Annotated in this window: 20 protein-coding genes and 1 pseudogene; 19 read left to right on the plus strand and 2 right to left on the minus strand. The window is 50.1% G+C overall.

What is annotated here, in order from left to right:
- Positions 1–38 precede the first annotated feature (38 nt).
- The 4 genes from CBE74_RS18185 to CBE74_RS18200 all read left to right on the plus strand — a co-directional run bounded on the left by CBE74_RS18185 (position 39) and on the right by CBE74_RS18200 (position 5,242).
- Positions 39–1,118: a pseudouridine synthase gene (locus tag CBE74_RS18185; RefSeq protein WP_375167315.1), complete on the plus strand. Its 1,080-nt coding sequence runs from the start codon at positions 39–41 to the stop codon at positions 1,116–1,118.
- Positions 1,119–1,124: 6 nt separating this feature from the next.
- Positions 1,125–1,844, plus strand: coding sequence for a (d)CMP kinase (cmk, locus tag CBE74_RS18190; RefSeq protein ID WP_087453914.1), 720 nt, complete (start codon positions 1,125–1,127; stop codon positions 1,842–1,844).
- Positions 1,834–3,462: a ribosome biogenesis GTPase Der gene (gene der / locus CBE74_RS18195; RefSeq protein ID WP_087453915.1), complete on the plus strand. Its 1,629-nt coding sequence runs from the start codon at positions 1,834–1,836 to the stop codon at positions 3,460–3,462. Before cmk ends, der begins: the two co-directional genes overlap by 11 nt.
- 394 nt (positions 3,463–3,856) lie before the next feature.
- Positions 3,857–5,242: an anaerobic C4-dicarboxylate transporter gene (locus CBE74_RS18200; protein WP_087453916.1), complete on the plus strand. Its 1,386-nt coding sequence runs from the start codon at positions 3,857–3,859 to the stop codon at positions 5,240–5,242.
- Positions 5,243–5,340: 98 nt separating this feature from the next.
- Here the strand turns inward: CBE74_RS18200 and CBE74_RS18205 are convergent, their stop codons facing one another.
- Positions 5,341–6,186, minus strand: a complete 846-nt coding sequence (locus CBE74_RS18205; protein ID WP_087453917.1) for a class I SAM-dependent methyltransferase — start codon at positions 6,184–6,186, stop codon at positions 5,341–5,343.
- Between the two features lie 236 nt (positions 6,187–6,422).
- Here CBE74_RS18205 and CBE74_RS18210 point away from each other — a divergent pair, with 236 nt between their 5' ends.
- The 11 genes from CBE74_RS18210 (at position 6,423) to CBE74_RS18260 (ending at position 21,499) form a co-directional block, all read left to right on the plus strand.
- Positions 6,423–7,667 (plus strand): alpha/beta hydrolase, encoded by a 1,245-nt coding sequence (locus CBE74_RS18210; protein ID WP_087453918.1) that lies wholly within the window; start codon positions 6,423–6,425, stop codon positions 7,665–7,667.
- The gene (locus tag CBE74_RS18215; protein ID WP_087453919.1) at positions 7,667–10,357 is read left to right on the plus strand and encodes a bifunctional lysylphosphatidylglycerol flippase/synthetase MprF; all 2,691 of its coding nucleotides are present in this window, start codon (positions 7,667–7,669) and stop codon (positions 10,355–10,357) included. Before CBE74_RS18210 ends, CBE74_RS18215 begins: the two co-directional genes overlap by 1 nt.
- Before the next feature lie 156 nt (positions 10,358–10,513).
- Positions 10,514–11,392: an ABC transporter substrate-binding protein gene (locus CBE74_RS18220; protein ID WP_375167321.1), complete on the plus strand. Its 879-nt coding sequence runs from the start codon at positions 10,514–10,516 to the stop codon at positions 11,390–11,392.
- Positions 11,393–11,448: 56 nt separating this feature from the next.
- Positions 11,449–12,417: a FecCD family ABC transporter permease gene (locus tag CBE74_RS18225; RefSeq protein WP_087454879.1), complete on the plus strand. Its 969-nt coding sequence runs from the start codon at positions 11,449–11,451 to the stop codon at positions 12,415–12,417.
- Between the two features lie 4 nt (positions 12,418–12,421).
- Complete coding sequence (locus CBE74_RS18230; protein WP_087453921.1) at positions 12,422–13,453, plus strand: FecCD family ABC transporter permease; 1,032 nt, start codon at positions 12,422–12,424, stop codon at positions 13,451–13,453.
- Positions 13,453–14,274, plus strand: a complete 822-nt coding sequence (locus CBE74_RS18235; RefSeq protein WP_087453922.1) for an ABC transporter ATP-binding protein — start codon at positions 13,453–13,455, stop codon at positions 14,272–14,274. The genes CBE74_RS18230 and CBE74_RS18235 overlap by 1 nt, the downstream gene beginning before the upstream one ends.
- 21 nt (positions 14,275–14,295) lie before the next feature.
- Positions 14,296–17,682 (plus strand): IucA/IucC family protein, encoded by a 3,387-nt coding sequence (locus CBE74_RS18240; protein ID WP_087453923.1) that lies wholly within the window; start codon positions 14,296–14,298, stop codon positions 17,680–17,682.
- Complete coding sequence (locus tag CBE74_RS18245) at positions 17,675–18,979, plus strand: MFS transporter (protein WP_087454880.1); 1,305 nt, start codon at positions 17,675–17,677, stop codon at positions 18,977–18,979. The genes CBE74_RS18240 and CBE74_RS18245 overlap by 8 nt, the downstream gene beginning before the upstream one ends.
- A gap of 1,559 nt (positions 18,980–20,538) precedes the next feature.
- Entirely contained in the window at positions 20,539–20,736 is a 198-nt protein-coding gene (locus tag CBE74_RS18250; protein ID WP_310795461.1) for a hypothetical protein, read from the plus strand.
- A 39-nt stretch (positions 20,737–20,775) separates the two neighbouring features.
- Entirely contained in the window at positions 20,776–21,102 is a 327-nt protein-coding gene (locus CBE74_RS18255) for a type II toxin-antitoxin system HicB family antitoxin (RefSeq protein WP_087453925.1), read from the plus strand.
- Between the two features lie 34 nt (positions 21,103–21,136).
- On the plus strand, positions 21,137–21,499 hold the full coding sequence (locus CBE74_RS18260) for a recombinase family protein (protein WP_087453926.1): 363 nt from the start codon (positions 21,137–21,139) through the stop codon (positions 21,497–21,499).
- Positions 21,500–21,694: 195 nt separating this feature from the next.
- Here CBE74_RS18260 and CBE74_RS24815 read toward each other — a convergent pair.
- Positions 21,695–21,808, minus strand: a pseudogene (locus CBE74_RS24815) (hypothetical protein); the annotation flags it as partial.
- 348 nt (positions 21,809–22,156) lie between these two features.
- Between CBE74_RS24815 and CBE74_RS18265 the strand changes: the two are divergent.
- From CBE74_RS18265 to CBE74_RS24595, 4 genes are all read left to right on the plus strand, one after another.
- A complete protein-coding gene (locus CBE74_RS18265; RefSeq protein ID WP_134315892.1) occupies positions 22,157–22,708 on the plus strand; it encodes a hypothetical protein in 552 nt (183 codons plus the stop codon).
- Between the two features lie 86 nt (positions 22,709–22,794).
- Entirely contained in the window at positions 22,795–23,529 is a 735-nt protein-coding gene (locus CBE74_RS18270; protein WP_134315893.1) for a hypothetical protein, read from the plus strand.
- The gene (locus CBE74_RS24590) at positions 23,526–23,849 is read left to right on the plus strand and encodes a type IIL restriction-modification enzyme MmeI (RefSeq protein WP_166741064.1); all 324 of its coding nucleotides are present in this window, start codon (positions 23,526–23,528) and stop codon (positions 23,847–23,849) included. The genes CBE74_RS18270 and CBE74_RS24590 overlap by 4 nt, the downstream gene beginning before the upstream one ends.
- A complete protein-coding gene (locus CBE74_RS24595) occupies positions 23,782–23,979 on the plus strand; it encodes a type IIL restriction-modification enzyme MmeI (RefSeq protein WP_310795227.1) in 198 nt (65 codons plus the stop codon). The genes CBE74_RS24590 and CBE74_RS24595 overlap by 68 nt, the downstream gene beginning before the upstream one ends.

Raw genomic sequence — 23,979 nt, forward strand, 5'->3', positions numbered from 1 at the left:
TTTATAACCGCATACAATTTCTAACGATAGGACGTATCGTGACACGAACCGCTCGCCGAGATGGCACACCGGATAGAGCCCGTCGGGGCCGCGAAGACAACCGCGGCAGGCGTGGCGAAGGCCCCAAGCGCACAGAAACAAGCAGCCGAACAAACGGCAATCGCGCTGCCCAAGGGGGACGCACTCGAGGCTCTGAAACTTTTCGTACCGGGGAGAACACTCACGACTCTTATGGTTTTCGCCGGAATAATAAACCGGTAGAAACCACGAAAAAGGCGCGCCCACAGAAGCAAAAGAAAGAGCGCCCCTCAGAAATGCTTCTGTCCAATGCTCGCCCGGCTAAACGGCAAAATGTTGAGCAACGTGATTCCGGAAGCGCAACCGGAGAAGGCGTTCGTCTGCAGAAGGTTCTTGCACAAGCTGGCGTAGCTTCGCGCCGTCATGCAGAAATCCTCATCGACTCTGGTCGCGTTGAGGTCAACGGAAAGATCGTGTTGACCCAAGGTGTTCGTGTGAACCCTAATGCGGACATCATTAGGGTTGATGGCGTTCGCATCAACGTTAATGAGGACATGCAGTACTTTGTGCTCAATAAGCCACGCGGTTTGCAATCTACTATGAGCGACGACATGGGACGACCATGCGTTGGTGACATCGTGGGTGAAAGGATCGCTGCTGGTCAGCGCCTGTTCCATGTGGGTCGTCTCGACGCCGCGACAGAAGGACTTCTGCTTCTTACCAATGACGGAGAACTGGCTAACCGCCTGATGCATCCCAAGTATGAAGTGGCCAAAACCTATTTGGCTACCGTGCTAGGTGAGGCCGACAAGCGCCTGTTAAAGCAACTGCGTGATGGCATTGAGCTAGACGACGGCCCCGCAAAGGCTGATTTTGTGCAGATCGTGGACACTCATCAGGGCAAGTCCCTTATCCGTATCGAGCTACATGAAGGTCGGAAGCATATTGTTCGCCGGATGCTAAAAACAGCTGGTTTCCCGGTAGAGAGGCTCGTGCGAACCAAGATCCATACCATTCAATTGGGTGAACAAACGCCAGGCGTAGTGCGTGCACTTAACAGTAACGAGCTTGCGAGCCTTTATAAAGCTGTAGGGATGTAAAACTTGATGGATAAACAGCTTTCTAATATGCCGGAGAACGGGCTGATCGTTGCTATCGACGGCCCATCCGGCGCCGGAAAATCAACGGTATGCCGTGCGATTGCGGCTAGACTCGGGGCTCAGTATTTAGACACTGGCGCCATGTATCGTGTGGCCACGCTGCATGTTTTGCGTCAGAAGATTGACCCGAATGATCATGAGGCAGTGGCGAAAGTGACTGAAAAACTTCCTTTGACGATCAATGATGACCCTGCCTCGCGCAGCGTCATGCTCGATGGGGAGGACGTTGCTTCGGAGATCCGTGGCGTTGAAGTTACCCGGAATGTTTCTGCGGTTTCGGCCAATCCTGCCGTGCGTACTAATTTGGTTGCGTTGCAACGTCGTTTAGCTTCCGCTGCACGACGCTGCATCCTTGATGGGCGCGATATCGGCACGAATGTTTTAGTAGATGCACCCGCAAAGATTTTTCTTACCGCTTCTCCAGAAGTGCGGGCTACTCGGCGCTTTGAACAGGATCGAGCCGCCGGCTGCGAAGTCAATTTTGAAGATGTCTTAGAAGACGTAAAAAAACGGGATTATATCGATTCAACCCGTGCCGTCGATCCTCTTCGACCGGCTACCGACGCAGTGATTGTAGACTCTTCTGAACTTTCCCTTGAGCAAGTGATCGAAACATTAGTCACGCTCATCGAACGCTCTTCTGAAAGGAATTCCAATGAGCGATAAACGCATTTCTCAAGAAGAAAATAATGAGACAACGTTTGTCTATCACACTCCACATGGAGAGATGGATGCGGCTGAGGTTTTCGCTGAAGAAGACGTAGTGGTCCCGGGTGGTGGCTACGCAGCTTCCGATTTTGATCAAAACGACTACAGCTTTGAATTCTCAACGGATGAATCAGGAAACTTCGTTTTTGACGAATCTGAGTTTGCCGAGCCTGATTTCGGAGAAGATTACGATGAGGAAGACTGGGAAGAACTCGAGCGGAGCTTTGGCATTGATGCTGAAGGTATTACTCGCGAGAACCTCTGTCTCTGTACTGTTGCCATCGTCGGACGCCCGAACGTAGGAAAATCTTCCCTGGTCAACCGCTTCCTGGGACGTCGAGAAGCAGTCGTCGAGGATTTTCCGGGGGTTACCCGAGACCGAGTCTCCTACCTGGCGGACTGGGGAGGTCAGCGATTCTGGGTTCAGGACACCGGCGGGTGGGATCCCAACGTAAAAGGTATCCACGGAGCGATCGCTCGACAGGCCGAAGTCGCCATGGCTACGGCTGACGTCATCATTATGGTGGTAGACACCAAGGTTGGCATCACAGAGACTGACTCTGTGATGGCTCGTAAACTGCAACGTGCTGAGGTTCCGGTTCTTCTCGTAGCCAATAAATTCGATTCTGATAGCCAGTATGCGGATATGGCAGAGTTCTATGCTTTGGGCCTAGGAGACCCATGGCCGGTGTCCGCGCAGCATGGTCGTGGTGGCGCTGATGTCCTAGAACAAGTGCTGGCTGCGTTCCCAGAAGAACCTAGGTCGGCTTCGATTGTGGAAGGGCCACGTCGTGTCGCGTTGGTAGGCAAACCGAATGTTGGTAAGTCCTCCTTGCTTAACAAGATCTCTGGTGAAGACCGCTCGGTGGTAGACAATGTTTCCGGAACCACCGTGGACCCCGTTGATTCGCTGGTGCAGTTAGACCAGAAGCTATGGAAGTTTATTGATACTGCTGGTCTCCGCAAAAAAGTTAAGAATGCTCAGGGACATGAGTACTATGCGTCGTTGCGTACCCGTGGCGTCATTGATGCTGCAGAGGTCTGCGTATTCATGATTGACTCCTCCGAGCCGGTATCAGAGCAAGATCAGCGGGTTTTGGCAATGATCCTTGAATCTGGCAAAGCTTTAGTGCTGGTCTTTAATAAATGGGATTTGATGGACGAGGATCGTCGGTGGGAGTTGGATCGAGAAATCGATCAACAACTGGCTCATATCCCATGGGTAAAGCGCGTTAATATTTCTGCGAAAACCGGTCGTGCTTTGCAAAGACTAGAGCCTTATATGCTTGAGGCTCTTGAAAACTGGGATAAACGAGTAAGTACCGGCCAGCTCAACACCTGGTTGCGTGCGACTATTGCGCAGAATCCTCCGCCAATGAAGGGTGGTCGAGTCCCTCGCGTCTTGTTTGCTACCCAGGCCACTACTCAACCTCCGACGATTGTGCTGTTTACAACCGGATTCTTGGATGCCGGTTATCGCCGTTATCTGGAACGTAAATTCCGAGAGTCATTTGGTTTTGAGGGAACTCCGGTAAAGATTGCAGTTAGGGTGCGCGAGAGGCGATCTCAAAAATAACACTGCTGTAGCTCAAATATGAGGCTATATTCTCCTTGCGAGATATAGCCTCATATTTTTATTCTATCACAATATTGCATACCTCAAAGCGGGGGTATTGATAATGTGCCAGATGAATAATTTGCATAATTTTGATTGGTCAAAATAGCATGCCGTGCTGTTTTTTCTTTTGGAAATATGGCTTTTTGTAGATATTTTTGCAGGTACTTGCGGCGTTTTTTTATGACTGGCATCGGGTGCTTGGACGCGGTATTGCAAAATCGCAATAGAGTGAAATATGTCTCTATCTATCGGTTTTATGACGTATTCTGACGCGTTTTAAGCTGTGATCGACAACGAGTGAGAGTCTCCTTGGGGGACAAAACTAGCCTGTTCTTCGCTGAAAGGAGCATCCATGCTCGCAACAATCCTCGATCCGATGTCGGGGTTTGCCACTAGTATCCAAGTAATCCTCATTCTCGCCTGCCTCGTGCTGGGAACACGGTATGGTGGTATGGGGCTAGGCCTAATTTCAGGTATCGGTCTTCTTATTCTGACGTTCGTCTTTGGTCTTAAGCCTGGAGATCCGCCGGTATCTGTGATGCTGACGATCATCGCTGTGATTGGATGTGCAGCGACGTTGCAGCAGGCAAAGGGCCTGGATGTAATGATGCAGTTTGCTGAGCGAATCTTGCGTAAACATCCTGAGCGCATTACGATTTTGGCGCCAATCACCACGTGGACCCTGACCGTTTTATGCGGAACGGGACATGTTGTGTACACGATGTTCCCGATTATTGAAGACATCGCAGTGAAGACGAACATCCGCCCAGAGCGCCCAATGGCGGTTTCTTCTACCGCAGCGCAGATGGGCATCACTGCATCGCCAGTGTCTGTAGCTATGGTGTCTCTTGCGTCAATTCTCGCTGAAAATGCGGGAGTGACAGGCGCCGCGTTTTCCATCCCTCAGATTCTTGCCGTTGCGCTACCTGCGTCGTTAAGCGGTGTTCTTGTCGCTGCACTGTGGTCTTTGCGTCGTGGCAAGGACTTGGACAAGGACGAGGAGTTCCAGGAACGCCTCAAAGATCCCGCTTTCAAAGAAGCAGTGTATGGCGATTCACATTCGCTTATCGGGCAGAAATTTGAGCCAAGTGCTTATCGGGCCACATACATCTTCCTAGCCGCGATCGTTCTTGTGGTGATTTTGGGAGCTGCTGAGTGGCTACGCCCGAGCTTCCCGGATAAGAACGGTGATTTGAAAGCACTGTCGATGAACCTGGTCATCCAGATGATCATGCTTGTTGCGGGCGCCTGCATCATGTTGTTCTGCAAGGCAGACGCTGGAAAGGTTGCTTCGACGACTGTATTTAAAGCCGGTATGACTGCAGTCTTCTCGGTATTTGGCGTGGCGTGGATGGCCGATACGTTCTTCCAAGCACACCTAGACAAACTTGTTGATGGACTCAGCGGCGTTGTACAAAATCATGCCTGGGCGTATGCGGTTGTTCTGCTGATTGTCTCTAAACTGGTCAACTCTCAAGGCGCGGCAATCGTAGCTATTGTTCCGCTTGGCTTGAAGCTAGGTGTGAGCCCGGAAACTGTCATTGGTTTTATCGGTGCTGCTTACGGCTACTTTATCTTGCCCACCTATCCGTCGGATCTCGCTTGTATCGGATTTGATAAGACAGGCACCACGCGTATCGGTAAGTTCGTGATCAACCACTCGTTTATCATTCCAGGTTTTATCTGCGTGATTACGTCCTGCGTAGTCGGTACGATCTTGGCCCAGATTTTGCTCTAAACAGCGTAAAAACGCATTGCTTAGTGCAAAAGTCCAGCACCACGCTTGAACTACGTGGTGCTGGACTTTCTTTATTTATAGGGAAAACTGCGCTTGTGTCACCTACGTTTTTTGGACAACACAAAGGCATCGCACCGGTATGGGAGTTCTATGAGATCTGTATCTGAAAACCCAAGATGCTCGTTGAGGTACCAGGAAAGATTGGCGGTTACTTTCTCTCGGGTTTTTTCTGAAGATCTGAGCCAATAAGAGCGAGTATGCGTAAGCAGATGAATAGACGTAGTGGTCATGGGATGAGACCATCTGAGCCGCACTTCTTTTGAGATAAACCAGGGATCGTAAAAAGTAGGGATGAATCCCTCTTTCAGAGTGTCTCCAGAGTGCATAATGCGGGATAACCGGTGAACCCAGGGGATAGAGACATCTAAGGTATTCCAAACAAGTAATACCTGGCCCGATGTGCTCGTAACCCTATCGAATTCTTTGGAAGCGAGGGCTGCATCGAGCCAATGCCACGTCTGAGCGCACGTGATTGCATCAAAAGCGCCACTTGCTGCGGAGGTCTGCTCCGCGGTAGCAATCCAAGCAGGGACCTCAAGATGACTGCGCAGAGTTCGTACCATGTCTCCGCTGGGATCAAGGGCAAAGACGTGGTGACCGCGCTCTTTAAGCTGTTCGGTGAGCTTACCTGTACCGCAGCCTACGTCGAGAAGCTTTGCGTTGGCAGAAACCTCTAACAGGTCAAGAACTTGGGCAGGGTAGGAGGGGCGAGCTTTGTGGTAATCGTATGCCCCTGATTTAAATGCACGAGCGGAAAGATTACGGTGCTCGTTGCTATGAAATTTGGGAGTATCTCGTTGGGAAACGGGAGGTGCGTTGGGCGGCGGGACAAAGGCCTGAGACACGGTATGTGAGCTTCGGAAGCTAGATTGGTTTTCGCACATCGCTTACTTATCGTAGTGGGTGACTGGGGTGTTGCCTATAAAATAATGGTCCGTTGAAGCTCTTTCGCTCACACCACAGTTTGATATTTGTGAATAAGCGCACTCGATTACGTGGGATATGTAGTGGGAACATGTGTTTTCCGGTGCATATATTTAATAAAAGCGGTGTAGTGTTAGTTCGTTCTGAAAGCCTAGATAAGGCTTGCTTTAAGCCTGAGGATGATTGAGATCTCTGTATGCAATTTCTTAAAGACATAAGCCTCACAGATCCGCCCGTGAGCTGGTTGATTTATGGGTGTGGCGTTATTGCGCTTTGGGTGGTCCTGAGAGGCCTTAAATCGAAACGAATTCTGGTCGTTTCGATGATATGGGCTGTGACCTCAGTTCTCGTTGTGATCGTGAGCAAATACTTTATTGAAGTTGTATGGAAGCCTTTCCCAGACGCTGTTCTCACGAACGTATACATAGCCTGGGGTCTCGTTATTTTCGTGTTTCTCTGCACCCTTACGCATTCCGGTACGCGAATCGCTACAGCTCTAGCTGTTCTGATCGCGGCAGTGTGCGCTGTAGGAGTGACAAATATTCATTATCAAACATACCCAGATGTGGCTTCACTCAATCCAAAACCTGTGGCAAAAGAAATGAGCTTTGATGAGTTCAACGCCACGCGGCGGGCGCCGTCGGATAGCTCAGGGGAAACAGGAGCGATCGTGACTGTTCCTCTGGCCGGGACTAGCTCAGGTTTCCCGGCGCGAGACGCCATAGCTTATGTTCCTCCGGCGTATTGGTCTCAGCCAGAGACACGTCTTCCGGTTTTGGTTCTGATGGCGGGGAATCCAGGTCAGCCTTCAGATTGGTTTGAATCGGGGCAAGTCGGAAGAGTTGCAGATCATTATCAAAAGACCCATGGGGGCGTATCTCCTATTGTGATCAGCGTCGATGGCACCGCTACATTCACCGGAAATCCTATTTGCGTGGATGGTCCGCAGCATAAAGTGATGACGTATATGAGCAAAGATGTGCCAGCACTGATTAAACAAAAATTTAGGGTCAATGAAGACCAACGGACGTGGACTGTTGGCGGATTAAGCTATGGCGGAACGTGCAGCCTGCAGATCATGACCAATCACCCGGATTCTTATGGTGCATTTCTTAATATGTCTGGGCAAGCGGAGCCGACCGTTGGTAACCATGGGGATACCGTTAAACAATTCTTTGGAGGCAATGAGGCTGCTTTCCAAGCGGTGAATCCCGCGCAGCTGTTGACCACCAAGCGCTACGACGGAATCCCCGGGTGCTTTGTGGCTGGTCAAGGAGATCTACTAGCGCAAAAAGAGCTGATGCATCTTAACGATCTTGCTATGAAAGCCGGGATGAAGACGGAGTATTTTACAGTGGAAGGCGGCCATGACTTTAAGACATGGCGAAATGCCATTGCGCAACATTTTGATTGGATTGCTCAACGAGGAGGCCTTAGCTAGTGCCATCAATCACGGGTATAACCACAGAACGTACCAACGAAGACACAAAAGAAGCTGGTGAGGTTAATGCTGAACTCAGCACGACTTCTGCGAAACTATCCACGAGGATAGTGCGTAATTATCTGACTACAACGCGGGTTGCGTGGCTTCCTATCACGTCGATTCGACGGATACTTTTCCCTATAGTTTCCTCTGGAAAAAGCATTATCACGCGAGTTCCGATCTCATTTTTGCTGCTTGCTCTTTTATGGATTCTCTACGCAAGCATTGATCACCCGCGGGACGTACTTGGGTTGAACTCCTCGGAGAAACTGCCATCTTGGCATCTTCTTACCGCTGGTCTTACCGTGGGGTCACACCAGTCCGCAGTGTTGGCGACTCTCGGGGTTCTCTTTTTAGCTGTTCCCGCTGAGATTGTTCTTGGGTCGATTCGATTCCTGGTAGCTGCTGGGGTAATGAATGGGATTTCTATTCCTTTAGGCGTGCTCAGCGCTCGATTTATTGAGACTTTAGGGCTTAATCAATGGGGCAATGATCTGCTCAATGAGACATTACTGAGCCCCACGGGGTGGATTTTTGGCACTGCTGCTGTCGCGTCTTCCTCGATGTCTACGCTGTGGCGACGGCGACTTCGGTTGATGCTGTTTTCTTTGTCCTTTACCTTGGTGCTGTTCTCCGGAACTTTGACTGATTCAGTAGCAACGGTTGCTACCGTCGTCGGCACTATTGTCGGGGCCGTTCAGCTCGGGGGAAGAAAGTACCACAAGATAAAAGTAGCTTTTCGACGCCCCTCACTGAGGGAATCCCGCATCCTGGTAGCAGTGCTCTGTATGAGCGTGGCGTTGGGTCCTGTTGTCGTTGCGTTTAACCCCCATGCCAATGGTCCGTTTTCTGCAGTGACTAGTTTGATGTGGCAGCCGCAAATTTCCTCAGCGGACGCCGCGGAGATTTGTTCACCTGACTACTCATCACCGGAATGCATAGACGCACTGACGTTGGTTCGTCAAACAGGTTTTGCGGCTATTTTTGCTAATTTGGTCCCAGTTATCGCACAGCTGATCTTCTGCATTGGGCTGATTCGTGGACGTCGAGTAGCGTGGGGCCTTTCCCTTGTGCTGCAGTGCTTGTCGATTCTTGCGATTGCAGTTCAGCTCATGGCAATTACCGATGAGCGTGGCAATTCAATAATTTTCACAGTCAACTTCTTTGAGGTCATGCTGCCTTGGCTGATTACGTTGTTGGCCCTTGGCGTTAGCCGTCGGTTGTTCTTTGTCAGCGTGGAACGCAAAGACGTCGTGCGAAATGTTTCGTTGATCTTGGCCACATTCGTGATCACAGCCCTGATATGGGTAATTGGCGTTTACTATTTGGCAGACAGCTTTAGTTCTTTGGATTCGCTGCTCTATGCCTTCTATGAACTACCCAGTAGGTACCTGCCTCCGGCTCTAGCTTTGGTACTGGAGCACGTGTTGTATCCAGAAAGCCAACTTGCGTGGATTCTCTATCAATGGGTGGGCGCGGTGTTCTGGATGGTGGCCCTGTTTGCTCTCTACAGGCTCATTATGAGTATCCCCGCGACCGGCCATGGTGCATCGGATATCAGCACAGCGCGCAAGATCTTACGCAAGGGCTCTGGCGATCATCTGTCTTGGATGAGTATGTGGGACGGTAATAGCTTCTGGTTTGCTGAACCTCAGACACAAGATGATGTGGCTGTGGCCGAGGATGCCTCAGCCACTGAACAGCTTCCACGCGGTTTTGTTGCTTTTAGACTGGTAAAAGGTGTTGCTGTGACGCTGGGTGAGCCGGTGGTCTTGGAACAGAAAGACCGCTTGGCTGTGGCACGAGAATTCAAGGCGTACGCGTCTGGGCGTGGATGGCGGGTCGCCTGGTATTCCACTCGTGAAGAATTCGCCGAGGAAATCCGGGTTGATGGCTTTAGAAAGCTGCACGTTGCAGAGGAATCTGTCTTGCAAACCACCAACACCGAGTTTAAAGGTAAAAAGTTCCAAAATATCCGTACCGCACGCAATCGAGCTGGCAAAGAGGGGATTAGCACGGTCTGGACCTCCTGGTCGGAGGCCTCACCCGAGCTGCAAAACAGGATTGTGGTGCTTTCTGAGGAATGGGTGTCGGAAAAAGCCCTGCCTGAGATGGGATTCACCCTTGGAACCCTGGAAGAGCTCAAAGATTCTGAGACCAAGTTGCTTGTTGCCGTCGATGAAAACGGCCATGTGCACGGAGTAACAAGCTGGCTTCCTGTTCGCGAGAATGGCGTTCTTGCCGGCTACACCTTGGATTTCATGCGTCGCGACGCCAACGGATTCCGGCCTGTCATTGAGTTTTTGTTGGCCGAAGCGCTGATCAAAGCGAAAGAACTCGGCTGTTCGTGGATTTCCCTTTCCGGAGCTCCTCTTGCTCCGCCATCGGGTCAAACAATGCCCACGCTTCTCGACGCGACGTTGAACAAAGCCGGCGAAGCTATTGAGCCGTTGTACGGGTTTAGGTCCTTGGCAGCATCGAAATATAAGTTCCATCCGGAGCATCAAGCCTGGTATCTGTGTTACGACGACGAGCTGGCTTTGCCAACGATCGGCCTGGCTGTTTCCCAATGTTATCTCCCTCAGCTAAGTGCTAAAGACGCCCGTGCCGCGCTTACTACGTGGATGCGCGCACAGCGAATGCCATAAGAGGTTTTTAGTGTTCCTGGTGGAGACGAAGGGCTCTCACCAGGAACACTCAGGATGGCAGGAAAGCTTCTTCGTGGCAGTGTGAAAAATAATTTTGCTTAAAGGACACAGACATTGCAGTATTAGGATATGCAAAGCAAACCTAATTTCTTGAGTATGTCTCGGCGGAATACCCTACTTATTGCAGCTGCAGCGATGATGACTATTGCCGCATTGATCTTGGCAGGATGTTCTACGACCAACAGCACGAATTCCAACGCAGAAGGTTCTCAAGACGCACAAAAGACGTCGCAAAAACGGGTCGTTGCGCTGGACTGGCGATATGAGGAAATCCTCTACGCTCTTGGAGTGCAACCAGTGGGAATAGTGGAAATAGGTAAGTCAAAAGAACCCCAAACCCTTAAAGGAAAATTGGGAGACGCCACATCGGTAGGACAAGCTAAGCAGCCAAATTTAGAAGTTATCCAATCCCTCGAACCTGACCTTATCCTCGCGAGTCCCACGCGCCAAGCAGGGATTATGGAGCAGCTAAAAAATATTGCTCCCACTGAGGCTTACCAGGACACGAGCTATATCGATGTGCTTGACTCCATGGACAGCATTGCGAAAAAGCTAGGAAAAGAGGACAAAGCCGCAGAAGTTCGGAGCCGAATCGAATCTAAAATCGGAGCGGCTAAAAATAAAGTGGAACCCGGTACCCGCACTGCTCTTATCGGATGGTCCAAAAATACGCTTTATACATGGGTAAAAGAATCCTTCCCCGGATCTCTCTTAACTGCTGCTGGATACGACTATGGTTTTGATGGGCAAAAATCTGCGATTGAGTCCAAGACTGACGTAGCAGAACTGACTGGTGACAAATTGCCTGAAATGAAGCTTGACGTGATGTATTTGTATAACGATATCGAGGGCTTCCGCGCCAGCCCTTATGCTGGGGTTGTTCATAATATCGTGGATGTTGAACAGGATACGTGGTCACGGTCGCGCGGCCCATTGGCTGCAGAAGCAATGCTGGATCAGATTATTAATTCCTAGCCGTGCTTGCGTATCAGAAGAAACAGACAGGAGGCTCGCTAAAAAAGGGAGCCTCCTTGGCTATATGCGTGTTTGCCTGCATTCTTATCATCGGAGCCTTATCTTCGTGGAAATTACTGCAGGTCGAGGCCCCAAAAGATGCGCCATGGTTGTATCAAGAGATCTGGTTGGGAACGCGTGATCGCTTATTGAGTGCACTATTTATCGGCGCTGCGCTAGGAACAGCTGGGGTACTACTACGAACTGCGACATCGAACCCTCTTGCTGATCCACATATCACGGGAGTTAACGCAGGTGCTGCCTTCGGCGCAGTGGCATCAAGCTTTATCACCGGCTCATCTACCGGCGTATATGTGCTGCCCGGTGCTCTTGCCGGAGCAGCAGTGGCCTCTAGTATCACGCTGGTGCTTAGCCTGCGTGGAAGAAATCCGGATTTGTCTGGAACAAATGCAATCCAAAAAATGGTTTTATTAGGAATTGCCGTTTCCGCAGTGTTTAGCGCAATGACTTCAATCTTCTTAGTTTTGGATGAAGCTCAATTGACCACGGTTCTGGCATGGCTTAACGGGCGCCTTGGTGGCATCCGGTTGCCCGACCTTATCCCCGTGATCATAGCGGTCGCTGTTCTATTACCAATCCTATTTGCAGCGGGAAGAGCATTGGATGCGTTGAGCACCGGCGATTCTGTTAGTAGAGCGATCGGGGCAAACCCAGCTTTGGTAAGAAAATGGGTTGTTGTTTCCGCCGTGATTCTTACTGCGACATGCGTGGCCGCAGCTGGACCAATTGGCTTTTTGGGTCTTTTAGCAGCGGTGATTGCGCAACGAGTATGTGGGAGAACACATCGATTTGTACTCATCTCCGCGGCATGCGTGGGAGCGACGGTGCTGCTGGTGGCGGATACGATAGGGCAACAATTATGGGCTCCAGCAGAGACTCCGGTGGGTATTCTGACGGGGATTGCTGGTGTACCGCTGCTGCTATGGGGTATTCGGCGTATGGGATCTACAGGAAAGTCAAGGTAACCCCATGAAAAGAAATAAAGAATTAGTCTTGAAAAATTCCCATAAAAATCCACGGTATTCGCACAAAAAGTTTGCCACTGTTGTGTTTACGTGCAGTGCCTTACTGGTTTTTGCGTGCATTATCGGAATGGCGATCGGGGCTGTGCAAAAACCACTTATTGATGTTGTAACGGGTGTTCTTGCCGGTGAAGACCTCTATTGGAAATACCGGATGCCACGGGTTGTTGTAGGAATGCTGGCTGGGATTGGTATGGCTATCTCAGGGTGTTTGCTGCAAACAGGCTTACGCAATCCTCTTGCAGCACCCGATACTTTAGGCATTACTGCCGGTGGGGGATTACTTGCTGTTTTAGCTCTTCTGGGGTTTAGTACGCTTCCAGCTGCTTTTCTCACTCCGATTGCTTTTCTTGGTTCTTTGTTTGGTGCCATCCTTGTCTTTGCTGCGGCAGGTAAAGCCAGTATCGATCCAGCTCGCTTAGCTTTGACTGGAGTTGCGGTTTCTGTGGGCCTTGCTGCCGTAACGCAGCTGCTTCTAGTCAGGGCGGCTCCTGAAGCAGGGGCAGCAATGACCTGGTTAAAAGGATCTTTGTATGCGCGCACGATGAGTGATGCCATGACGGTTGCCCCAGTTATTATTGCTAGCTTTATCGTGGTCATGGTGCTGGCTCGTCATTTCAATGCTTTGGCACTGGATGATTCCACAATGAAAAGTATCGGAGCACATGTACGGGTTTTACGCCTGGGAGCTATGGGGATTGCGGTGCTCTGTGGCGCTGCGTCGGTAGCGGCTGCAGGGGTCCTTGGCTTTGTGGGGCTCATCGTCCCACATGCCGCAAAATTACTTGTAGGGCAGTCTTTGGCTAGACAAGTGCCAGTTGCTGCCTTAGCAGGAGCAGCCATTGTTGTGGGAGCCGATGCGGTGGGGCGATGGGCCTTCGCGCCGACGGAGATCCCGGTGGGAGCGCTCATCGCAATCGCTGGGGCACCATATTTCATCTATCTGGTTCTCAACGTGACAAGAGTTCAGGGGAAATAATGTTTGACCGGAAAAACGATAACGCATGCGTCATTAACGAGCCCCAGCTTGCTTGCAGAGGAGTATCAGCGGGATATGGCGGAGAACATATAATAAAAGACGTTTCGGTGACGATTCCCGCTGGGAAAATTACTGCGTTGATTGGCCCTAATGGCTGTGGTAAATCGACTCTGCTCAAACTGCTAGGAAACCAATTAAAAAGCGAACAGGGGCAAGTCACATTAGGGGACCGTGGCCTTGACACCTTCTCTGCCCGCGATTTTGCACGTCAAGTCTCTTTTTTGCCTCAGCAACCGGTCGTTCCTGAAGGCATGACGGTGCGTGAGCTTATTGCTTTTGGGCGTTATCCGTATACAGGTGCCTTTGCTTCTTTAAGCGAATCAGATCAGCGAGCTATCGATGAGGCTGCCAGGCTTACCAGCGTTGATGATTTCCTGGGGCATTCTGCAATGGAATTGTCTGGGGGACAAAAACAACGCATGTGGATTGCGATGACTCTGGCGCAGGAAACCTCTATCATGCTGCTTGATGAGCCCACCACGTTTCTAGATCCTGCACATCAGTTGGCTATCTTGGATCTGGTCACGTCTTTGAATAAACAGGGGCGGACTGTCGTGATGGTGGTCCACGATATGGCACATGCGGCTAAGTTTTCTGACCATGTTGTGGTGATGAAGGAAGGAAAAATTCTTGAGCAAGGACCGACGGAGTCCACTTTGAATTCATCCCTGATTAAGAAGGCTTTTAACATCTCGACGCTTATGGTGACAGATCCAGAAACTGGAAGAAAGCTTCCCATTGCCTATGGAATTAACAAGTGACTAAAGGTAGCCTTGGCTACTATGTCGAATAGTAAATTTGAAAAAATTAGCCACTTTAAAGATTTCTCTGTGTTTATCCAGGCCTCCGAGGAGGATATTCGTCAGAGACTGATTACTGCGCTTCAACAGGAAAAATTGCTTTGTGACGAGACCGTTCTAGAGGACTCGAGGACACAATCTCTGCAGAGCGATTCTCCTGCACAACTGCTACGCCACCTGGCAGAATCAGAGGCACTCGCCGTAGACGCAACCAACCTTGATCGGGCATGCGCAGAAATTGAAGACGGAATAACGGGGCTTGCACGGGCTCGAGCTGGGATTTCTTCTCGTTGGAAGGAAAAACACGAAGAGCTTTCCTCGGAAGCACGTAGCAGTCTGGAGCAGACCCCCTTTTCTACACTCGTTGCGGCGATGCTACAGCGATGTCCGGTGGCTGATTCATCTGCATTATTGGCTAGATGTGAACAATTAGTGTGTGATGGGCACCCAACTCACCCCGCTGCAAAGACTTCCTTGGGCGTAGGAGAAGCCTGGCAGGACGTCCTTCCTGAGCAGATCGAATCGTATGAATTACGGTTTGTGGCTGTTCCTCAAGAATATGTTGTAGCCACAGGGGTGGGCATGCGCGAGGAACTAGCTAACCTACTTCCACAGTTCTCTCGCATGTTAGAAGCTGAGCTTCTAAAGGAGGGGAGAGAAGACCAAGAAGTCATCCCTGTTCATCCATTTCAGTGGCAATCGGTGATTAAGAAAGAATTTTCTCAAGAAATTTCAGACGGTGTAGTGCGTCTACTCCATACAACTATTTCAGCTGAACCTCTTATGTCTGTTCGGACTGTGCGCGTAAGCGATGGGGTAGGGTCGGCCCATATCAAACTCGCATTGGAAGTGCAGCTTACAGGGGCTGTCCGAGGTATTTCTGAAGGTGCGGTAAAAGCGCCGCTGATTTCTTCTGTGGTTGATTCAATTATGGCGCTGGATTCAGGCTTTGTTCCTCGCACTCTAGAAGATGAACCCGGATTCAACCTTGTGCGAGATAAAGCCGCGGTTCGATGGGACGCAAACACCGGAATTCGATCGCATTGCTTGGGGGCGATACTCCGAGAAGATCCTGCACGGAATGTGCGCTCTGGCGATGTGGCTTTGCCCGTCGCAACGCTGATGTCGCGAAACCCACTGACCGGCAACTATGTATTCAAAGAGTTAGTTGAAGAACTATCCCACGGTTCTTACGGAGAAACGACAGAATTTATTGAGGAATGGTTTACTGCGCTAGGCCGATTGCTGTTTGTGCCGGCTTCTGCTTTGCTGGGGCGCTGGGGAATCGCGCTTGAGCCACACCCACAAAATGTTGTTGTGGTATTGCGAGATGGCATGCCACACAAGGTATTTGTGCGAGATCTGGGAGGCTGCCGACTGTGGTCTCAGGGGCCGTTAGCCGAGCATAGTATGGGACGCGGCATTATTGATGAGGTTGCCGGTACTGCGCTGAGTGAAAAGGATGCGTTGCGGCTTGTGGATAAAGTGTTCTATCCGCTGGTCGCTAATCTGTACCGGAACCTCCTGGACTGTCTTTCTTTAGAAAAACAGCAGGTAAAAAGCATCTCTACTAAGCTTGCATACTTGCTTGCATGTGAATACTGGCGCAGCCGTGCGGCTAAGTTTGGATCAGAGTCATCCATGGAAACCCCCATGAACCAGCACCTGTCACTTGTTTATGGGCGCTTTTTAGGCAGTGAATTACCGGTTAAGCGAGTACTAGGAATGCGTCTTTCCGGTGCCGTGACAGAACAGGAATATGTGTTTGCTCACAACCCCTTGGAACACAAAGACTTTTTGGAGCAGCAATATCTACGCAGAAAAATTGAGCGGAACAGGAAATGGGCTGAAACGCGTGTACTCAACCGCGTGAAAGCTGCTGCTAAAGATGAAGGCCTTTCACCGGAAGACCTCACGGCGTTAGCAGAAGATATAAGGAACGCGGCGGAGAACCTCTCACTCGTTCGGACTCACGTGGAGCACCACATAGGAAGGCACAGCCGGAGTCTATGGACTATGCTCCAGGAACTGCCGTCACACGAGGCAATGGTTGCTGCCGACTCGCTAGGAATTAGCGGACACAATGTGCATCCGTTGGCAAAACTTCGGCGAGGATTCTCCACGGAAGAGTCCGTAGCCTATGGCCCCGAGTCCTATTCCACAGTAGATTTACGGCTATTAGCAGTGCGTCGTGATCTAGTGGAGACTTCTGCAGCAGAGGGGTTTCATGCTTTTTTCACCCGTCATTTTGCCAACCATGTTGATGCCGCAGTGCAAGAACTGTGCAGGATGGGGCATAATCCGCATGAATTTGAGATCATTCCTGTTCATCCTTGGCAATGGGAACACGTGATCTCAGAGGCGTATAAGCAGGAGATTCATGCTGGATTAATAGTAATCATTCCCCATGTGACGCTGGCTGTGCGTCCCACCATCTCTTTGCGCACGGCTATCCCGCATGCGCCGTCAGTACTAGGGCAACGGCCTTTTATTAAGTGTGCGGTCGACGTTGTACTCACATCAACGCGACGTTCTATTTCACAAAATAGCGCGCTAGGGACACCACGAGTTGCCGAACTCGTGAAAAATGCGGTTGCCTATGTGCAGGAAAACATGGGTGCTTCTCGACGCGTCAAGGTTATCCCTGAGCTAGCAGGAGTTACATTGGCCAGGAGCATTGGAAGTACAGATGAAGCTGCCAGGCGTGGCTTATCTATTTTGCTACGCGACGACGCCGCCAACTACCTAGAAGACGGCGAAATCGCGATAAGCGCATGTGTCTTACGTGGGCACGAGGGAATACTGGTAAGCCCGCTGCAGGAACTCGGCTTGGACTTTCTGCGCAGATACACCTTTGACCTTATGAGCACAGTATTGGGCCTTATGTGTTTCCGGGGGATTGCCCTAGAACAGCATTTGCAAAACACGATGGTTCGTATCGCTTTTGTGGATGGAGCCCCTGTTTATCGAGGTCTCTTGTTAAGAGATTTCTCTGGATTGCGCGCGTACCTACCAAGGCTTAATCAATGGTGCGAACAAAACCCATTTGAACCCAATGCAATAACCCTGACAGATGATTATGAAGAATTCATCAACAAGGGGTTCTATGCCTCTGTTTTTGGGAATCTGGATGGCTTTGTCACCGAGATTGCTCACCTACACGAGGTTGATAGTGATGACGTATGGGAAATAGTGCGTGCGGAAATAGACTGCTTTATCGATGCTCTACCATGCCCGCTTCCGGAGAACGATGCCCAATGGTTGCGTCGAGAAGCTATGCGACGCAAAGGGTTTTTATCCATGGGGATGAATAAAACAGGAACGGATATATACATTGATGTGACAAACCCACTGCGTGACAATGCGTAAACTATTGATGCGTGGAGATGATAAACCGAATGGTGTTCGACTGCTCATAGGCCAAGCATTGCTTTCTCGAGTAGCAAGCTCCGCTGAGCTCGTAGCACTCAACTGGTGGGTTTTTCATGCCACAGGGTCATCCACGCTGGTCGGTCTTATCACTTTTGCCAGGTTATTTCCTCTGATTTTGGCTGCTCCCAAGTTAGGAGCCATGTCTGATAAGAAAGATCCCACCCAATTGCTTGCGTTTGTGCTTTTTATCGGCAGCGCAGCCACGTTACTCATAGCTGGGCTAATTTTAGTAGCGGCGCGCACCTCGGTTTTAAGCACCGGGCACATAGTGTGGCTTGTGTGCGGTGTTGTGGCTATTCGCGCATTAATAACGTCTGCTGAGCCAGCTATTAGAAATGTGGTCTTAACCAAGCTGAGCGAGGACACAACGTTTATGTCGAATATGTCATCGCTGTCGCTGGTCTTAACTCTCTCGCTTGCAATCGGACCAGCAGTGTCGGGCCTTTTTATGGCGATTGGTGGAGTCGCTCTCGCCATTGCTCTAAGCGCGGTGTTGTACGGCATCGCTGCTGTCATCGCCATAAAGATGTCTGCTTGGGGAACAAACCGAAAGCACAGTTCCGACGTCGCAGTGAAAGACATCGCTGTGGACGAAGAATCTGGAAAACAGGCTTCCCCACAGAAAAACACGAAGACCCTAGCGATTATTCGGGCAGAAATCCGTAAACAGCCAGCTCTTGGCGCACAACTTATCCTAGCCGCAGGTCCGATGCTTTTTGTTTTCCCTTATACCGCGATGCTTCCCGTTATAGCGCATTCAGCCTTCACAGACGACGCAGAATATGGCGTTGCACTTATGGCGGGAGCTGCTGGCATCGGAGCCGTTTTGGGTGCGCTAGTTATAAAGAGATGGATCAAAAAACCTGCGGCGATAGTGGCTTTTTATAGCGCTGTTCTCCTGTCCATCCCGCTTGCTGGACTTGCGACGTCGCTTTCTACCGGAAACATCGCTTGGCTTAACCTTTTGCTCATTGGGAGTATTGGGCTTATTGGCCAGCTGTATCGAACAACAAACCGAGTTGCCACGTTGGTACTAGCACCAGACGTGCATAGGGGACTTTTTAGCGGGATTTCCCAAACAGATCGTGCACTCATCCCGTGCGGGGCATTTTTCTTGGGAATCATCGCAGATCATGCAAGCGCAACCGTGATGATAAGTTGCATGGTTGCTGGCAATATTTTATTTGTTCTGCCAGCCCTTGGATTAATGATGAGGAGTAGGAGAGTGGGCTAGGGGGAGGTCGATATGTCTTGCCACACCCAATGGTTGCTGTGATAGTTGTTCTATTAGCTTTAATAGTTATCTACTCTCGACGAGTATCTAGTAACCAGCCCTGATGGTTCGCAACGATTCGATACAGAACGGGCTGCAGCGAATTGTGGTAAGAACAACTCTTGGTCCTGGTGACCCAATTAATCCACTGGATCGAGCATGTATGGGACACGATCATTGCTTGAATATTAAGCGTCCGGTGTGTGATTGCGACCGTGAGTTTGTCAACAAGTCGCGTCAGATTAGAGGTCAGTATTCTGGATGGCCTCGAACGTACCTTGAAGCAGCTATCGTAGTTGTGCCTAGATGGCATGGTCGTAATGTGTAATGAAAGCCGATATTCTGGTTTTTAACAGTGTCGTCTCTGACGAAGGACATGAAAATGGGGCTAAATAAGTCGGTGAATCGCGATTTGGCACAAATGAAATCCCCCCGTTTATTAGGGTGGGGTGCAATGGTTGCTGCCTTTATTGTTAGTTATCTATTTTGGATTATTGGCAAGCAGTTGTGGTGGCCCACAGTGGTTATTACCTGTATAACTCTAGCTTCTATTTGTGTTTAACTGCTATCTTGCATATAAAACAAAGAAGTATGACTTGTATATCGCCGCATTGCTATCGGTGCTAGCGCCGGCGATTATTATCACTATCGCATTCGGATTCTTCTTCTCTGGTCCACCTTCTTAGTGGCGTGCAATGCGCGATTCTTTTTGAGGAGAGAAAATTAGGTTCCTATTGGTGTAGGAGCCTATTTTTTGCTGTTTTTAGGCCGTCAGAGGCAGCTCCTCCTGGTCTTTCTTGGCTTTTTTGATTCCCCACACGAGGTCGGGCGCCGTATTCACGGCAGATTTTGTTGGCGAGGTACTGAGAAATTCCAGAGACGCTTTCTGTGTTCTGTATTCCTTTGGAGGTGCTAATATTCTGGTTGCTGTTTTCCGGTAAACGTCAATAAGCAAGAGAAGTTTCTTGATCTGGCACAAGGAGAACTACCGCAAAATACTCGAGTGGCACTTGCTGCCTCCATCATTCCTACGGGAACTACCACATGAAGAGTCGGATCTACCGTACCGCATATTCAGACAAAATCGTTCCAGGTTTTGTCTGAACGGTTCATACCGTGCGTCCGCTGTAGTAGGGGTTATGTAATTGGAGTTACGTTAAAAAACTAAGATTTAAAGTAACTGGTATATATACCGCCATGCTGCTCCCGTTTTTTGTAAAGGAGTGTTTTATATGGGGTTGCCTTCGGGGGCACGGTGGTGTCCACCATTAATAACCCATGCATCTAGACGGGGACAATTGGCGACCGTTAAACATCGGTTTGTATCATCGTGAGAAAAGCCCCGAACTCCCATTATTAGCTAAGCCGGCGTTTGTCTCGGCGTAAAACATGGCCACTATGGGACCCTTAACCGGCCACCTTTGCCGGGCGTTATCAAGCTGGTGTGGTCAAAATTTTCAGTAGTACTGCATATGGTACTACTTTGATGTGGGAAAAGTATTGGCGACATCGTGCGGTCAATGAAGTGGGCACCGAAGAACGTGAGGTTTGCCGATTTGGAAAGAGTCTGCGATCACTACTTTGAAAGCCGCAAGTCAAAGAAGACGTCGCATCGTACCTACAAGACCCCGTGGCTGGGCGATCCTCGTGACAATATTCAAAAACGCGAATGGCAACGCCAAGCCGTATCAGGTCAATCAAGTTCTCGAAGCGATTGAAAAACTAGGCGCACACAAGAAGGAAACGGAGTAGCCGGCATGGACATTAACAAGTACACCTATCAAGTCTCCTGGTCGGAAGAAGACCAAGAGTACGTGGCAACCGTGGCTGAGTTCCCATCATTGTCGTGGTTGGATGCAGACCGGCAACAGGCCGAGCGCGGTTTGCTTGATCTTGTCGCTGAGGTTGTCGAAGATATGGAAGCCTCCGGTGAGGTGGTTCCTATGCCATTGGGTAGTCGTCGTTACTCGGGGAAGTTCAATGTGCGCACGTCTCCGTCGCTGCATCGGCGGTTGGCTATTGCTGCCAAGGCAGAGGGAATTTCGCTGAACGCATTGGTTAACCAAAAACTTGCGTCCGTTTAGTTAGTCGCACCGCGAAGAAGTAAGGGTGAATGTCATGCTTATCGGATATGCGCATGCGTCCACGGAGAAGCAAGATCTACAGGTTCAACGAGAACAGCTTGCTACCTATGGCGTGGAGGCGGGGCGAATCTATTTTGATCATGGAGGCTCTGGCCGCAACACCCAGTGCCCCGGTCTTGGGCAGGCGATTGCGGCATGCCGTGCAGGAGACACGCTTGTTATGACGAAGCTGGATCTGCTGGCGAGCAGTGTCCACGATGCCTTTGGTATTGCGCCGGATTTGCAGCAGCGCGGTGTCGCGTTGCAGATAGGTTGCGGATGCCGCCAATCACCGTCATTGACGAGGAGGAGCTGTGTGTCCGATGAGAGCTGGAAACAGGCGGACTCAATTGGATAGTACGGGTCCATCGTCGTGATTAGTGTTTCCGTAGCGAGCACAGTAGCGATGATCGTCCATCGGGAGTATCGATAGTTTGCCTCATTCGATGCCGGTCATCCCAAAATCCGGGCGTGACGGAAAACTCAATCCATTCTGGCATCGTGCGTGCTCCTTAAATGTGCTGACCGTTAGTGGAGAACAGCGTTGGTTGTTCTATCTGCTCAGCTGATGGTTAACCCATGTCCACGCCTCATGTTCTGCGATGAACGTTGACGGAGCTTTAACAAGCCTGCCGTGTCCAAAGTTCAAACGCGCCTGAAACCGTCCGCTAGGTAAGTTTCCTTACTATGCCAATCTAGGCTAAAACCACAGGTCGACGACAACCGGGCTATGTTGTCGGATTACGGTTGTTCTGTATAGTTGTTTTTGCCCAGGTAGGTGCCCTGAAAAGGGAATAGAAAGAAAATACCCTGCTCTGAAAGTGTGAAAACACCTTCTGAACAGGGCTTTGGTCGGACTGACAGGATTTGAACCTGCGACCCCTTGAAAGTATAATTAGAAGATTATAACTGCTGTCAGGGGAGATTTATTTCCTCGTGTGTTCGCTGTAGTTTCCAGTCTATAGGACGGCGTGTCATAGGGCTCTGTACTATTTCCGTTCTTGGGTCACTAAAGATGATGGAAAAACGAAGTACAAGCACCGAAGGGACTGGAAGGCCGGTCTTGAGTTGTGGGGTCTATTACGAGGACGTTCGTCTTCTCGGACGAGCCGCTAAGACCAGTGGCCAGATTCAACTACTGGAAAAGGTTAAGAAAGAAGCCCCATTAACCGTGAAAGACTCGATGGGGCAGGAGGCTATCAATCCGCTTATCTCGGAGATTCGCTCTCAGGCAACGGCGCTTAATCAGCTTAAGGCCCTGGACCTATCGAGTCCACGGAGGAGACGACTCAATGTGCTAAGCGACGTTCTCGGGCGGGTAAGATCGCTGCTAACGCACGATGGGAGATTCGGTAGTAGTAATCGGGGACTGACTGTTGAAGACATTGCACAGCGGATTCCGACTGTAGTTCTCGAGATGTTTCCTCCGAAGGATTACAGGGTGTACTACCGGGCTTTGACTGAAGAGGTTGAGGCTGTTACTGATCCCGATGCTGGACATCTGACGATGAAGGTTGCTGAGGTACTTAGTGTTAGCCCTGCTTACTGGCTCGTTAGGTATATTTGATTGAACAAGCAATCAAGGGAGGAATTTAGTGGGTAGAGGTCTGGGGTTGACTCTCACAAGAGGACATGGAGGTTTTACAGCACAACTTGGCAGCAATTGACGAGATTCAAAAAGATGTAAGTGAATTCCTTCCCTCGCCAGCTGAGGGAAGCATCTTACATGAACTAGAATCACTGACTACTTGTGAAACTATTTCATTGTATAGATGTATGCAATTCTCATTACATCAGGCTATGGGAGACTTGGTGAGCATCCGAACTTTGTTAATTAAAGAGGATATAAAGTACGTTCCAGCATTGGAGTCGCTGCTGAGGACTGCAATGCTCGGGGATGCGAGACCAACTTGGATTTTAATTGCAGACAAGCATGATTTGCGATTATCCAGGGCTAGGCAGCTACTGCTAACTGAGCTGAGAAACGCAAAAATGGCTGCGGACAATTCTACAAAGTTTAGAGAAATGGAATTAGCCAAAGCGCCTGTGGAATTTGTCGATTTAATTACTGAAGATTACCGCAGGATGCAGGGACTCGCTAATAAAATCTCAGAAACCACGATGCTTCGAGAGTTCGCCAACGAAATGAACGCCCTCACAGAGCAAGAAGCAGGTTTGGTAAACCCAAATTTGGACGACGCTACAACGTGGCTTTGGAACACCGGGAGTGCCGCATCTCACGCTTATGGTTGGACTCAGTTAGTTGGCGCTTCAAATGCTGACAGTAGTGGTCATTACGTTGCTAATTTTGGAATCATAGTTCCATACGTGCAAGCAGCAATCGGAATTTTCCTGAACGCAAGTGCTAAACAGGATGGTTGGAAATGAGTCATGGAAGCATTCTCGTTTCCCGAGCAGTTGCAAAGAGCAACCTCGAGGATTCTGCTCACCACTGGCGCAAACGGGTAGACCAGTGGCGTGCAGACGACACAAAGCACACCGAGAAGAGATTTGCACAGTCGTTCTGGTCTGATCGGCTCCGGTGCTTCGGCGTTATCCCGGAGCGAATCGATCTGTACGAACGGGACGCTAAGCGAGCATCATCCGGCAACGACGGATACATTGACCTGTTTTGGTCCGGTGTGGTGCTGGGAGAAGCTAAGTCTTTCGGTCTATCTCACCCGGTTGTTGTTCCTGCTGTTCGGTGACGATGCCGGATTGTGGGAGGAGGACTTATTTTACCGTTTCGTTCTCAATCACACCAACGACGAGAATTTAGGTTCTCAGCTCAACGCGCTGTTCGAGGTTCTCAATACCCCCGGAGTCCAAGCGTCGTAG

Origin of the sequence: Corynebacterium silvaticum (assembly GCF_002162115.2) — a bacterium.
In the GTDB taxonomy this organism is placed as follows: Bacteria; Actinomycetota; Actinomycetes; order Mycobacteriales; family Mycobacteriaceae; genus Corynebacterium; species Corynebacterium silvaticum.

Coding starts and splice junctions, on each gene's coding strand:
- der (WP_087453915.1), top strand. CDS start 1,834: ATGAGCGATAAACGCATTTCTCAAGAAGAAAATAATGAGACAACGTTT.
- CBE74_RS18230 (WP_087453921.1), top strand. CDS start 12,422: ATGAAAAGAAATAAAGAATTAGTCTTGAAAAATTCCCATAAAAATCCA.
- CBE74_RS18250 (WP_310795461.1), top strand. CDS start 20,539: ATGAAGTGGGCACCGAAGAACGTGAGGTTTGCCGATTTGGAAAGAGTC.
- CBE74_RS18260 (WP_087453926.1), top strand. CDS start 21,137: ATGCTTATCGGATATGCGCATGCGTCCACGGAGAAGCAAGATCTACAG.
- CBE74_RS18245 (WP_087454880.1), top strand. CDS start 17,675: ATGCGTAAACTATTGATGCGTGGAGATGATAAACCGAATGGTGTTCGA.
- cmk (WP_087453914.1), top strand. CDS start 1,125: ATGGATAAACAGCTTTCTAATATGCCGGAGAACGGGCTGATCGTTGCT.
- CBE74_RS18220 (WP_375167321.1), top strand. CDS start 10,514: ATGTCTCGGCGGAATACCCTACTTATTGCAGCTGCAGCGATGATGACT.
- CBE74_RS18205 (WP_087453917.1), bottom strand. CDS start 6,186: ATGTGCGAAAACCAATCTAGCTTCCGAAGCTCACATACCGTGTCTCAG.
- CBE74_RS24590 (WP_166741064.1), top strand. CDS start 23,526: ATGAGTCATGGAAGCATTCTCGTTTCCCGAGCAGTTGCAAAGAGCAAC.
- CBE74_RS18235 (WP_087453922.1), top strand. CDS start 13,453: ATGTTTGACCGGAAAAACGATAACGCATGCGTCATTAACGAGCCCCAG.
- CBE74_RS18265 (WP_134315892.1), top strand. CDS start 22,157: ATGATGGAAAAACGAAGTACAAGCACCGAAGGGACTGGAAGGCCGGTC.
- CBE74_RS18240 (WP_087453923.1), top strand. CDS start 14,296: ATGTCGAATAGTAAATTTGAAAAAATTAGCCACTTTAAAGATTTCTCT.
- CBE74_RS18255 (WP_087453925.1), top strand. CDS start 20,776: ATGGACATTAACAAGTACACCTATCAAGTCTCCTGGTCGGAAGAAGAC.
- CBE74_RS18200 (WP_087453916.1), top strand. CDS start 3,857: ATGCTCGCAACAATCCTCGATCCGATGTCGGGGTTTGCCACTAGTATC.
- CBE74_RS18210 (WP_087453918.1), top strand. CDS start 6,423: ATGCAATTTCTTAAAGACATAAGCCTCACAGATCCGCCCGTGAGCTGG.